Genomic DNA, 14,271 nt, shown 5'->3' with positions numbered 1-14,271 from the left:
AAATCGTATCAAGAAGCCTGCGGGTCGCGGGTTGTCTTCCGTTCACGGGTTCTCGATACATTTTTCTACGCTACGCTGCGAAAAACACTCGAACTGACGGAGCGACTGACGGTAAAAATCATGTAAAGATTGAACCCGACGTCACTTCGAGTGGATTTTTGAAAAAAATCGTATCGAGAAGCCTGCGGATCGCGGGTTGTCTTCTGTTCACGGGTTCTCGATACATCCCGATTTCATCGGGACACTCGAACTGACGGAGCGACTGACGATGCGACTGACTTGGCTTATTTTGTCCTGTAGGAACGCCGTCACTTCGCGTAGGTTTTTGAAAAAAATCGTATCGAGAAGCCCGCAGAGTATAAGTCGTCATTGGTTTACAGATTACGAGTCGTCTTCGGTTCACGGGTTCTCGATACATCCCGATTTCATCGGGATACTCGAACTGACGAACGGCTGACGGGGGGCGACTTGTTTACACCGGATCTGTAGGTGGCATTTCCGGCAGTCCGCTTGGGGTGTCGTAGATGATATAGTCGTTGTATTTGGCTTCGTTGGTCTCGTAGAAAATATCCTTGCCGGTGCCTGCGTATTTGGTGAGCAGTTGGTAGAGTTTGTTGAGGGCTTCAATACGGCCTTCTGCGGCGACATCACGGTCGGAAACACCTTGCGCCTGCGCGTCAATGGCAACATCCAGAGCTTCACGCTGTGTGATCAGGGTATTAATTTTATCGAAGGTAAGACCTTCGTCAGCAAGTTGGGGAAGATATTTCTCTACCGTCACGCTCATCATTTTGGCAATGCGCACCACTTCGGCATCGCTGAGCTGACTGATTCCTGCATTGCCGAATTCCTTGTATTTGGCACTGTAGAGTCCGAAAACATTTTCTGCCATCTTAAAAATACTGCGCATCGATTTTTCCAGAGCTTTTCTGGCGGCATCTTTTTGTTCGGTGAGATCCATTTTGATAGCTTCAAGCTGTTCATCGCTTGGAAAACTTTCTGCCGTGTCCCGTGCTGCCGTCAGTTCGGTCTTTTTTGCGGCGTTGTATCCACGGTCTGTAAATTCAGTGCTATCTCTGTCGATTAAAGCAATCAGTTCATCTGCCTTTTGTTTCAGTACAGAGTCTGCCAGTTTAAAATCACGTGTTACCTGTTCTTTTTTCATAATAAAATAATTTTTGTTCTTAGAAAATGTGTTTGTAGACTATAGTATTTTGTCTGTTGAATCTATTTATTTCTCCGAAACGATTGTAAAGTGTTGAAATATAACAAATTGTACTTGATTGCCTCTTCGGAGTGGTTGATTGCTTCTTCGTAATGATTGATTCGCTCTTCGCAACGGTTGATTGACTCTTCATAGTGGTTGGTTGCCTTTACGGGGCAGTTGAAAGCCGTTACGAAGTGGCTGATTACCTCAACGGAATGTCTGAATGCCCTTTCGAAAGGATTTAAGCGCTCTTCAGACTGCCTGAACAAACCAACGGAACGGTTTACCGTTTTTTGTGATGAGCAATGAGTTGGAAAGTATTGAGTTGGATTCTGGAACCGGGAGTGTCGGAAGCCTGTGCATAAACTGCTGGAATATTTTTATAGATCATCATTTTGTTTTTTGTTGTTCTTAAAACAAATATAAAAATATTTTTGAATAGTATGGGATTGGGATGTTGTTTTTTTTAATGGGGTACTTAGCGAAAGAGAGAGGTTTAATTTCGGAAGATCTTTTTTCAAGAATCATTATGGAGAAGCTAGTATTAGAGGGATTCTTCTGAAATGAAATTTATTTCAAATAATTTCGATGTCCTTTAAAGTCTCTTACACAAACTCTTATATTTGTAGAAGAAAACTAAAAAATGAAATACGATTTATTACTTCAAGAAAAATTAAATAACAAAATTGTACAACGTTATCATTTGTTTGGCGATGAAAAACCTATAACACACCTTCCCAACATAAAAAATATTAACATTTTTGTAGGTGCAAATAATAGTGGTAAGAGTTGGATGATGCGACATTTGATGCAGATTGAAAACTATAACAAGGTTGACTATGAAGACTTAATTATATGGATAAATGATTTCAACCTTAATAGTTATGCCAATTTATCCACAGGGCAAAAACCAGGTACTTGGCACTCAGATGGTAATGCTCCAAATATTAATATTAATAAATTTACAGATTTAACACTGGAAGAGGTTGAAAAAAGAAATCAAGATAATATAGTAAATATAAACAATCTTTTACGTTACTCACATTGGGAGAGATTTGATACCAGAATTGAAAAAACTGAAATAGATTCATTAAAAGAAGCAGCTGAAAATATCAAGAAAATCTTATCCAATTTAGTAGAAAGTAAAAGTCCCAATAAAATCTATATTCCTACACTTCGTACGGCTCATTCTTTATATGACGATTCTCATAATAAAATTGAAAATGATATTTTCCAATTTACGTTATCATATAACTATAAAGAAAGTATTCAAAATATTCCCGAATTAGAAATTTTTACGGGATTAACTCTTTATCAAGAAATATTAAAAGCCAGAAATAGTGAAAAAACCATCCGGGATCTTTTTGAAAGTTTTGAAAGATTTCTAAGCGAAAGTTTTTATGAAGGAAAAAATGTAGATATTGTTGCTAAATTTGAAAAAGGTACAAGTAATCAAGAAGAAAATATTATCATTCATATTGAGGGAGAAAATGAAACAAGAAAACTTTACGATTTAGGTGATGGTATACAAGCTATTATTATTTTGATGTATAAAATTTTCATGGCAGAAGACAAAACAGTTATTTTTATAGATGAACCAGAACTTAATCTCCACCCAGGAATGCAACGATTATTTTTTGAACAGATTACTTATAATCCAGATATTACAAAAAAGAACCTTACGTTTTACATAACTACACATTCTAATCACTTGTTGGATTTAACTCTCGAAAGTAATGATGTTTCTATATATTCCTTTTCACCACTATTAGATAAAGACAGAAATAAAAAATTTATTATTAATAATGTAAATGCTGGAAACAATGATCTTTTAAGAGAACTTGGTGTAAATAATTCGTCTGTTTTTCTCGCCAATTGCAGTATTTGGGTAGAGGGAATTTCAGATAGAAACTACATTAAAGCCTTTCTTTGGGCTTATTGCAAAGCAAATGATCATAATTATCCAAAAGAAGATATTGATTTTGCTTTTTTTGAATATGCAGGTGGTAATATTATACATTATTTATTTGATGAAAAGTTTAATAATGAAGAAGAGACTCGTTTTTTAGATGAGATTAATACTTTGGCTCTAAATAATCGAATTTTTCTTTTCGCAGATTCCGACATGTCTGACCAAAATCAAGATTCTGAAAAGTATAACCGTTTAAAAAATTTAGAAAGTAAATTTGGAAGTGCTAATTTAAAAGGTAGAATAATTTGGGGATTCAGAGAATCTGAAAATCTTTTATCAAAAGATATATGGAAAAAAATATTATTAGAATTTTGTAATAAGAAACTAATAAAAAATAAAGAAAAAGAAATTTTAGACGCAATAGAATCAGAAATTGATAATTTAACATTGGATAAAACAGAATATATCGGTATTTTGTTAAAAACAAAAATTCCTGAACTAAATATAATATGGAAGGAAGATTCCGCTAGTAATCCCCAAACATTCAGAGATAAAGCAGAGTTGAGCAGAATCATTTTACAAAAAACTATGGAAGAAAAAATTACTTGGGATGATTTTAAGCAGATTCAAGAGGTGGAGTTACTGACTGAACAAATTTTCACTTTTATTAAGGAAAAAGGTAAAAATCAAAATATACACAATGAAGTCTAATTATCTTCTCGATACAAAATTTTTCTTTAAAAAATTTCTACTCGAACTGACGGAGGGCGAATATTTAGGAATTGTGTAATACTACAAATGCTCAAAATCTTAAAGAAATCTCCATTAATCCTCACCACGAGAATTTAAAAACCTCACAATCTGCTGTAACAGTTTATAGCAATGCAACACTACTCTATCATTAAAATTTTCGGATTATGATTTTTTGTTGTGCAATTTTTTATCACAAGGTTCGTAAAGTTTTTACTACTATTTATTTTTAAGATATGCCAAGGCGTAACCTTAACAGAGAAATACAGTACACTTTAATTGTTTTTAGTATCGATCTTTATTTATTATCCTAAAATCAACCTTCGTTTTGTCATTCGGTAGGAATATCAGAACACTACAAATGACATAATTTAGATTCCTAAGGCATGACAAGCATAGTGTAGAAAGTAATATATTACTAATTAAAAATATTTAGAAAAATGTTAAACAAAAGTCGAATGGTTTCTGTTTTGTTATTATCTTTTCCTAAAATATTTTTATATGAAAAAACTACTTTTAATTGTAATGGCCTCGCTGCTGTTAATGTCTTGTAAGAACGACAAAGACAAGACTCAGGATTTTGTTGATATGTACAACCGTTCTTCGGGAATGATCGTCAATAACAAGATCAAATCAACCAAAGCCACAACGTCAAATCCCGATCAGGTCGATATTTCCGTAGAAACCGAGTACGAAGGCAGCGGTATGGAAAGCGATCTTGTAACAAGTGCCCTACCCGATCTTATCGGACAGGCAATCAGAAGTGAAAAACTGGGGAAAGAACTTTTTGACAGAGGAGTAAAATTTAATCTTAAAGTATATGGCTTAAATTCTAAAGTAATTTTAGATAAAACCATCGACAACAAAAATCTGCCAAAAGACGTTGATTTTAAATCAATTGCTGCAGGGGAAAAACCTTCCAACCAGCAACTGAACAGCATTCTTGAATCATTTAACAAAAATCTTCCGATTGAAGATCCTTCTACAGGAACTAAAATCACAAGCATAAAAGCAGATGCAGAAAATAATCTGGTATATACTTGCGAAGTACCAGACAGTTTCAAAACAGCGCTGGCAATCCCGGGAACAGAAGAAGCAATGAAAGAAGCAATGCTGAAATCCGGACAGATCAAGCAGGTGTTTTCTCAGACCTCCGTTTTGGGGATCAATCATATTAAATATCTTTATACCGATAAAAGCGGTAAAGTGCTGAAAGAAATTACGATAACTAAAGAAGAAGCAATGTAAGACCGCTTTTCTCTTAAAAACATAAGAATCCCGAACTTTTCGGGATTTTTTTATTTTGACCGATTCTAATTATTGAAGTTGCCGTAACAGTAGAGACTGAATTGCGTACTAAAGTTAATTTTTTTGTGTTCCCGCCGTAAACTTAAGTTCATACTAGACTCATAGTTTTGTCACAACCTAAAACTATAGAAAGTATTATGAAAATTTCTCACTCTCTTGCTGCATTATTTTTATCAGCAGCGGTATTTCACAGTTGCAACGACGACAAAGACAATGCAGAAGATCCTGTAAACGAAAATATTAAACTTGAAAATTTATCAAAAGAACCTGCTTTCGCATTCGGAATGCCCGGTTTTGAAGATATGAAAATTACGACTTTAATTTCAAGTTCAGATGTACTTGCGGGAAGTCCGAATTTTGTATTTGCAGGTCAGCCGGACGGAATGGGAATTATGAAAGATCCTGCTTCAGACGGGTATTTAATGATTACGAATCATGAGATCACCCAGTCGGTTTCAAGAGTTTATTTAGATAAGACATTCAAGCCTGTAAAAGGAGAATATATTCTCAACGGAATCGGAGGAATGACGAGATTGTGTTCTGCTACTTTGGCAACGCCTCAGGAACATGGTTTCAGTGCTTTCTTAACGGCCGGAGAATCTGGTGAAGAAAGTATGGTTCACGCAATTAATCCTATGGCTGCAGCCGCGCAGGCTTCTGACCAAACCAGAGTGAAACCAGCATTGGGAAAAGCTTCTATGGAAAATGCGGTTCCGCTCCCTAAGGATATTTCAAACGGAAAATCTTATATTTTGATCGGTGAAGATCAATCTTACTCTACTTCGCATCAGTCTGCAGGGCAATTGATTATGTACGTTGCCAACACGCCGGGAGATCTTGATAACGGAAAACTGTATTCTTTAAAAAGAACCAACAACAATACTACAGAAACCAACATGACCAAAGGTTCTCAGTATGATGTAGAATTTGTGGAAATCACCAATGCTAAAAATCTTACAGGAGCTCAAATCAATCAGAAAAATTTAGATATCAATGCGATTCGTTTTTCTAGAGTTGAAGATGTAGATTACAGAAAAGGTGCAGGAAAAGGAAGAGAAATTTACTTCACAGCAACCGGAGAATCTTCAGACGGCGTGAACCCAAAACCGGGATTAACGATGTGGGGAAGAGTGTACAAATTGGTTTTAAATGAAAGCAATATGTTAACAGGAAAACTTGAAGTTGTAGCGGAAGGTGATTCAAACCCTGGAAACAACCTGATCAATCCTGACAATCTTTGTGTGACAGAAAATTACGTATACATTCAGGAAGATGGAGATTCTTATTATACGGCTGCAAATCACGATTCTTACATCTGGCAATTAAATATCAGCAGCAAGCAGTACAAACCGTGGTTAAACATGAAGCACAACAGAAATGATGCAGCGTGGCAAACGGCATACAATCAATCTGGAAATTTAAATAAATTCGGATCTTGGGAATACGGAGCAATGATTGATGTTTCAGATATCATCGGTGTTCCAAACACTTTTGCGGTGAACATTCACTCTCATACATGGCAGAAAGATTCATTCAAAAATGCTGACGGCGCAGGAGTAAATACCAATAAAGAAGGCGGACAGATCATCCTGATCAGAAATGTTCAAAAATAATTTTTATAACCATTAATTAAGCAAAGTATCAGTAGAGTTTTCTCTATTGATGCTTTTTTATAAGCAATGAAATTTATTCTTAAATATCCTCTCGCTGTATTTCTTATTCTCACTTTTGTTTTTTTTGGAATTTTGCAGTGCCAAACCGATCAAAAACCGATCGTTAACGACCTCACTGATGTTAAAAAAGAAATATTTAAAAATAATACTGAATTTCTAAGACAGACCAAAGAAATGATGTCGTTGGTTTCAAAAGATGCTGATAATAAAGTACTGCAGGAGAAATTTCAGCAACTCAGAAAAACCTACAAAAAAATGGAATGGGCGGTAGAATATTTTCTGCCAAATACAGCCAGATTCATGAATGGCCCGGCTCTTCCCGAAATTGAAATGGAAGAACATACAGAAATTGAGCCCGAAGGTCTTCAGGTGATTGAGGAAATGATTTATCCATATGAAAAACAAAATAAGGACGAACTGACCAGAATTCTAAAAAAACTCACCAACAAAAGCAACACGATAAAAGCTAATTTTCTGGTAATTACAATCAGCAAAGATCAGGTTTTTGATGCGTTGAGACAGCAGATTTTTAGGATTTCCAGTTTGGGAATTGCAGGTTTTGACACTCCGATTTCTGGAACATTTTTAGAGGAAATACCTTTTGCACTAGATGGCGTAAAGAAGACTTTAGAACAAATTTCAACAGAAAATTCTCAACAGAAATCTTTAAAACAAATTGTAAGCGAAATTGCTAAAGCCAATGGAATTTTAAAGAAAAACTCAAATAAGAACACATTTAACTATATCGATTTTATTCCCAATCATTTAAATAAAATATCATCTCTGCTTCTTCAGTTTAAAAAGGAAGAAAATATTCCGGATGTTAATGTGACATCGGCTTTAAACAGAAATGCATCAACTTTCTATTCCAAAAACGCTTTCAATCCCAACGCTTTTGTGCCAGGGAAAGAATTTGAGATGTCACCGGAAAAAGTAACCCTCGGAAAACAGCTTTTCAGTGACAAAATACTTTCTAACAACAACTCAAGAAGCTGTGCAACCTGTCATATTGCAGTAAAAGCATTTACAGACGGTTTAGAAAAATCGATGTCACTGGATAATGTGGCATTGCCAAGAAATACGCCATCACTTAACTATTCCGCTTTTCAGCACGGACAGTTTTGGGACATGAGAAAAGATGATCTCGAAGGCCAAAGTTCTGATGTAATCACTAACAAAGAAGAAATGCACGGCGATATGAATATGATTATTGCTAAAATCAACAAAGACAATCAGTACCAAAAAGATTTCGCGAAAATTTTTAAAACAAAAAAGGCCGAAGTTTGGCAGCTACAGAATGTTCTGGCAAGTTACATTCGTTCGTTGGCTACTTTTTCTTCAGATTTTGACGACTACATGCGCGGAAACGATTCTGCCATGACCGCAAAACAGAAAAAAGGATTTAATCTTTTTGTTGGAAAAGCGCAGTGTGCGATCTGTCATTTTGTTCCCTTATTTAACGGAACTGTTCCTCCCACTTACAATAAAACCGAACAGGAAGTTTTAGGAGTTGCCGAAAATGCTTCAAACAGAAAGATCGACCGCGATTTAGGCAGAGGAAAATTCCATGAGACAGTGGCGTTTCTTCAGAACTCATTTAAAACTCCAACGCTAAGAAATATCAGCAAAACGGCTCCTTATATGCATAATGGCGGTTATAAAACATTAAAAGAAGTGATGAATTTCTACAATAAAGGTGGCGGAAAAGGTTTGGGATTAGCAGTTGAAAATCAAACACTTTCAGATTCACAATTAAATTTAACCGAAAAAGAAATTGATGAGATTATTGATTTTATGAGTGCATTAAATGATAAATAAAATTCATTTTAACCGAAAAAGCTTCAAAAGAAATAATTATAAAAATTAATAAAAATAGAATTACAAAAGCACACAAATTCTAGAACGTTGATTTTCTCATGGTTCTAGAATTTGAACAGCTGATATCAAAATAAAATCTTTTCTTTCATTTGCAGATAAGAATTTTTTATATGATTTTTTACAGTCAAATTGAATCGCAAAACTTCGTTTTAAAACTTTCTTACCCAAAGAAATATCAGTAATTTTGTGGTAGATTATTTTTGATGAAAAAGGGCTTTATTTTTTTATTTCTGTGGATGTTTGTTTTTGGTTTTTCGCAATCAAAACTCACAGTAATTAATGAAGCTAAAGGAACTCCTATTCCCAGTGCGGTTATTTCCTGCAACGGTTATATTCTCGGAAAAACTGACGCCAACGGATTGTTTGAATTTAAATCTAAATGCAAAAGTATACAGATAACGGCCGATAATTATTTTAGAGAAAGTGCGCTGGTAGAAGATGAAATGATTGTCACGCTTATTAACACTTCATCAAAAACGCAGTCTATTGAAACTGTAATTTTAGAAGATAAAAGTGATCCCAGAGCTTTAGAGATTCTTCGAAAAGTTGATGAGCTATTTAAGAGCAATTCGCCAAAAAGCCTCGATTCTTATACCTACAAATCTTACGAAAAAATATCTTTAGACATTGATCAGGACAGTATTTCTGAGTTTAATGAAGTTTTTAACGACAATTTTAATCTTTTTAAAAAACAGAAGGAGAAAGACAGCATCAGTGATGTTTCTGCAAGAAGAATTTTCGCTAAAAGTAAATTATTTCTCTGGGAAAGAGCTCAGGAATATTTGTATTCTAAAAAATTTGGTGAAAAAGTAAACATTCTTGATAACCGAATTTCCGGATTGAAGCAACCCATCTACGAACTGATTGCCTTACAGGGAAACAGAGACAAAATTCCAAATCAGATCAAACCGGAAAACCGCGGTCTGTACAGATTTTACCTTACCGACTCTATCAAAATTGACGGCAGAGAAAATTATGTGATCCGTTTTCGTGAAGCGAGCTACAAGAAGTCTGTTAAAAGAAGGAAATTCAGCGGATATCTTTATATTGACACGGAAACTTTTGGTATAAAAAAGATTGAAAGCATCAGCAAAGATAAGAATGAAGGAAACATTGCAAGCACCTGGATTTTATTTAATAACAAATGGTTTCTGGCTGAAGAAAATGTAAAGCTGAGAATGAGCAGAATGAAGATGAACAATCCTGAAAAGACAGACGACGACGAGGAAAATCATTCAAGAAAAAATAAAAAAAGCTTCGGAACTTATGCCTATCTAAGTTCAAAATACTTTGACTACAAATCGCCGTCTGAGGAAGATCCAAAAGAATTTAGAGGATATACTTTTACCGTTAAAAATGCTGACGGTAAAACATTAGAAAAATACCGCACCGAGCCACTTTCTGAGAGAGAAAAAAACACCTATTTCGTCATCGACAGTTTAGGCAAAAAATATAATGTAGACCGCAAAGCCAGAATTTTAACAGGATTGATAAACGGACAGGTACGTGCAGGTATTTTTGATTTTGATATTGGCGAAATTATAAATTACAACCTATATGAAGGTTTTAGATTCGGCTTGAAAGCAAAACTGAATGAAAATTTCAACCCTTATTTTTCACCAGATTATTATTTTGCTTATGGCCTTGATGATGAGAAATTCAAATACGGAATTGGTCTTGACATTAAAACGACACTCGATAAAAACTCGTTTTTCCGCGCAGAATATTATGACGACGTAAACTCTTCCGGAGAATTTTACAGACGGCTCTGGACTTTCAGAATGCGAATGATGAACTACGGAAATAACATCAACAACGACAAATATTACCAATATAAAGGTGCTTCTGTATCGTATCTTAACGATGTGAGCAACGGTTTGACTTTAGCTTTTGCGGCACGAAGAAATACAGAAGAAGCAAAATTCGACTACAGTTTCAGAAACAGCGGAGCAGCTTTCGAAAATTTCAACACATTGGTAACATTAAAATACTCTCCGAATTCTACCAACATCATGACGCCGCAGGGAAAATCGCTGATTGATCAGAAATATCCTGAGCTTTATTTTAATTTTGAACAAAGTTTCAAAGCTTTGGGCGGAGACTTTAATTATACTCGTTTTGATGCTTTATTTGTGCAGAATTTCAAAACCGGTTTGGGAACAACGGGATTACGATTATATGGAGGATTGGTTTTAGGTGAAGCGCCGATCTGGAAGCATTTTACAATGAATGGCCTCGCATCGCCAAGTCGCGATATTAATTTTAACCTGACTTCATATTTAGGATTTGCAACTCTGGAAGGCGGAAAATTTTACAACGACAGATTTGTGGCTTATTATGTAACCCATAAACTTCCCTGGTATTTTAAAAGTATCGGACAGAATATTTCGAGCTTCGATTTTGTTTTGAGAGGAACGATTGGTGATATGAAACATCCTGAATATCATGATTTCAGATTTCGAAAGCTTGATCATCTGTATCAGGAAGTTGGTGTAGAATGGAACAATTTCCTTTCATCATATTTTAATCTGGGAATTTTTTACAGAGTCGGATATTATACAACATATAGTTTTAAACAGAATTTTGCCTTTCAGTTTAAATTAAAACTCTTGGAATTTTAAAATAAATGATTGGTAAAGTTTAATAATTAATGAAAAAGAAATCAATGAAAAAAATAGAAATAAAAGCAGAACAGTTTTTTGAATTATTAAAATTAAAAGACACTTCGATGTGGGCAATTTTTTCTCAAATGATCGACGGCGAAGAAAAAGAAATGATCTTCTTAGACAATGAAGAAAAGATTCTATTCAATTATATTCTGCCCAGCAATCAGGAAAAACTGGAAGAAGACAGAATAAAATTCTCTAAAGAATTTGCAGAAAAACAATCTCATCTGAACTGATATACGTATTACTTTAAGAATCGTTAACAGTTGCGGCACTTTATTTGCCATAGCTGATTCGGTTTATATCTTGAGATCGTTTTCTTTAAAACAGTGAAGGAAATCTGATTATAAACTAATTAACAAACTATTAGTCGGAAAATCCTTTATGAAAAAAATGTATATTCTGCTGTTGTCGTTCGCTTACATCAGCATTTTTTCACAGTCAAAAATTATCGTCAAAAATTCTGGCGATCAGCTACCAATTCCCAATGCAACGATTCTGTGTAACGACAAAGCGATTGGTAAAACCGACGCTTCGGGTACTCTAACTTTTAAAACAAAATGTAAAAAAGTAGAAGTTTCTGCAAGAGGTTATTATGAAGATGATGCAGTTGTAGATAAAGTGATGGAAGTCTTTTTGAGCAAGACCGATCCTAAAATGAAGAACATCCAGACTGTCATTCTAGAAGATAAAAGTGATCCGAGGGCATTGGAAATCCTAAAGAAAATCAATGAAAATTACAAACAGAATTCTCCGCTAAGCTTAGATTCTTATTCATTTAAATCTTACGAAAAAATCTCACTGGATTTTGATGAAGACAGCATTAAGGCATACAATAATTACATCGCAAACCGAATAGATTCTCTCAAAAGACTTCCGCAACAGCCTATGAAAGCGCAGGAAAAAAAAGATTCTCTGGAATCTGTGGGTCTTATGAAACTTGTTGGTAAAAGTAAAATGTTTTTGTGGGAAAGAGCATCGCAAAGTTTATATTCAAAAAAATATGGTGAGAAAACCAATATATTAGATAATAAAATTGCTGGTTTAAAAGAGCCTATTTATGAATTGATGGCTTTCCGTTCTAACAGAAATGTAATTCCGAAAGAAATAAAAGAAGAAAACAGAAATCTATACCGATTTTTCCTGACCGATTCTATTGAGATCGACGGACGAGAAAATTACGTCATCCGATTCCGTCAGGTTGATTACAAACAAGCTGTAAATCGCAGAAAATTCAATGGCTATCTTTATGTAGACAAAGAAAGCTATGCACTGAAAAAAATTGAAAGCAACAGCAAGATCAGAAGCGAAGGAAGCATTACAAGCATTTGGAAACCGATCGAAAACAAATGGTTTTTGGTAAAAGAAAATTACAAACTGAAGATGGGTTCCACTTCTTTTGACACTGACGAAAAATCTGACAAAAACAAAACCAAAGAAGAAAAGGAAGCAGAAAATAGTGCCAGAAAGAAATTTGGAAGTTATGCCTTTGCCACCGCAGATTACTTCGATTTTAAAACACCTATTGAAGAAAAGCCTCAGGATTTTAAAGGCTATACAATTGATGTGAAAAACTCTGATGGAAGTCTTATCGAGCAATACCGTACCGAAAACCTCACTGATCGTGAAGTAACTACTTACTCTAAAATAGACAGTCTGAGCAGTAAATATAAATTAGATCAAAAAGCAAAAGCTTTAACAGGTTTACTGAAAGGAAAGATTCGCGTGGGAATTGTTGATTTTGATCTGGCAAGATTAATAGGCTACAATAAATACGAGCATTTCCGTTTTGGAGCGGGTGCCAAACTGAATGAAAAGTTCAATAAATACATCTCTCCTGATGCTTATTTTGCCTACGGAATTTATGACAAAGAATTTAAATATGGCGCCGGAGTTGATATTCGAACCACTTTAAATAAAAATTCATTTTTCCGTGTTGAATATTTTAATGATGTGATGGCTGCAGGTCGTTTTTCTGAGAATTTGTGGAATTTCAGGATGAAAATTATGAATTCCGGAGTTGCTCTGAACAATGGAGTTTTCTATGGTTACGAAGGTTTCAAAGTTAGTTATGAAAACGATATTACCAATGGTTTAACAGTAAATGTTTCTGCCAAAAAGACTCAGGAAGAATCTAAATTTAATTACAATTTTAAAGGTTTGGGAAATCAGTTTGACATTGCTTCCTCAACGATTACGTTGAAATATTCTCCCAATTCTAAAAACATTATGACGCCGACGGGAAAATACACCTATGAGCAAAATCTTCCGGAAGTATATTTAAATTATGAACAGGGCTTTAAAACATTAGACGGAGATTTTAATTTCAGCAGATTTGATGCGCTTTTCGTTCATAATTTTAAAACTAAATTAGGTGTTACAGGGATAAGAGCTTACGGTGGAATAATCACCGGTGACGCACCGATCTGGAAAAATTTTACAATGAATGGATTAGGAAACGGACATGGCGGACTGAATTTTAACCTGACTTCTTATCTTGGTTTCGCAACAATGGAAGGTGGGAAATACTATAATGATAAATTTGTTGGCGCTTATTTGACGCACAGAATTCCGTGGTATTTCAAGAGTTTCGGGAAAAACGTTTCAAGCTTTGACTTTATTTACAGAGGAACGATCGGCGATATGAAAAATAAAGAATTCCATCAGTTTGAGTTTGAAAAATTAGATCATCTTTACAATGAAGTCGGTCTGGAATGGAATAATTTCCTTTCTTCACAGTTTAATTTAGGCTTTTTCTACAGAGTCGGACATTACAATACGCCGAAATTCAAAGATAATTTTGCTATACAGTTTAAACTGAAATTGTTAGGATTTTAAATAGTGATAATAAACACTTACAATTCGACAAAATAATTA

Annotated in this window: 8 protein-coding genes; 7 read left to right on the top strand and 1 reads right to left on the bottom strand. The window is 34.8% G+C overall.

Going from position 1 to position 14,271, the window contains the following annotated elements:
• Positions 1–472: 472 nt before the first annotated feature.
• The gene (locus PGH12_RS18220; protein WP_267598188.1) at positions 473–1,165 is read right to left on the bottom strand and encodes a hypothetical protein; all 693 of its coding nucleotides are present in this window, start codon (positions 1,163–1,165) and stop codon (positions 473–475) included.
• A gap of 685 nt (positions 1,166–1,850) precedes the next feature.
• Here PGH12_RS18220 and PGH12_RS18215 point away from each other — a divergent pair.
• The 7 genes from PGH12_RS18215 to PGH12_RS18185 all read left to right on the top strand — a co-directional run bounded on the left by PGH12_RS18215 (position 1,851) and on the right by PGH12_RS18185 (position 14,232).
• On the top strand, positions 1,851–3,830 hold the full coding sequence (locus tag PGH12_RS18215) for an ATP-dependent nuclease (RefSeq protein WP_267598190.1): 1,980 nt from the start codon (positions 1,851–1,853) through the stop codon (positions 3,828–3,830).
• Positions 3,831–4,370: 540 nt separating this feature from the next.
• Positions 4,371–5,117, top strand: coding sequence for a hypothetical protein (locus tag PGH12_RS18210; protein WP_267598191.1), 747 nt, complete (start codon positions 4,371–4,373; stop codon positions 5,115–5,117).
• A gap of 197 nt (positions 5,118–5,314) precedes the next feature.
• A complete protein-coding gene (locus tag PGH12_RS18205; RefSeq protein WP_267598192.1) occupies positions 5,315–6,790 on the top strand; it encodes a PhoX family protein in 1,476 nt (491 codons plus the stop codon).
• Between the two features lie 66 nt (positions 6,791–6,856).
• The gene (locus PGH12_RS18200) at positions 6,857–8,668 is read left to right on the top strand and encodes a cytochrome-c peroxidase (RefSeq protein ID WP_267598193.1); all 1,812 of its coding nucleotides are present in this window, start codon (positions 6,857–6,859) and stop codon (positions 8,666–8,668) included.
• 263 nt (positions 8,669–8,931) lie between these two features.
• A complete protein-coding gene (locus PGH12_RS18195; protein ID WP_267598194.1) occupies positions 8,932–11,349 on the top strand; it encodes a DUF5686 family protein in 2,418 nt (805 codons plus the stop codon).
• A 44-nt stretch (positions 11,350–11,393) separates the two neighbouring features.
• Complete coding sequence (locus PGH12_RS18190) at positions 11,394–11,630, top strand: hypothetical protein (protein ID WP_267598195.1); 237 nt, start codon at positions 11,394–11,396, stop codon at positions 11,628–11,630.
• A 148-nt stretch (positions 11,631–11,778) separates the two neighbouring features.
• Entirely contained in the window at positions 11,779–14,232 is a 2,454-nt protein-coding gene (locus PGH12_RS18185) for a DUF5686 family protein (RefSeq protein ID WP_267598196.1), read from the top strand.
• Positions 14,233–14,271 lie beyond the last annotated feature (39 nt).

Origin of the sequence: Chryseobacterium sp. CY350 (assembly GCF_027945075.1) — a bacterium.
Lineage (GTDB): Bacteria > Bacteroidota > Bacteroidia > Flavobacteriales > Weeksellaceae > Chryseobacterium.
Note: the sequence above shows the minus strand (reverse complement) of the source record. Positions and strands in the feature narration are given on the sequence as shown.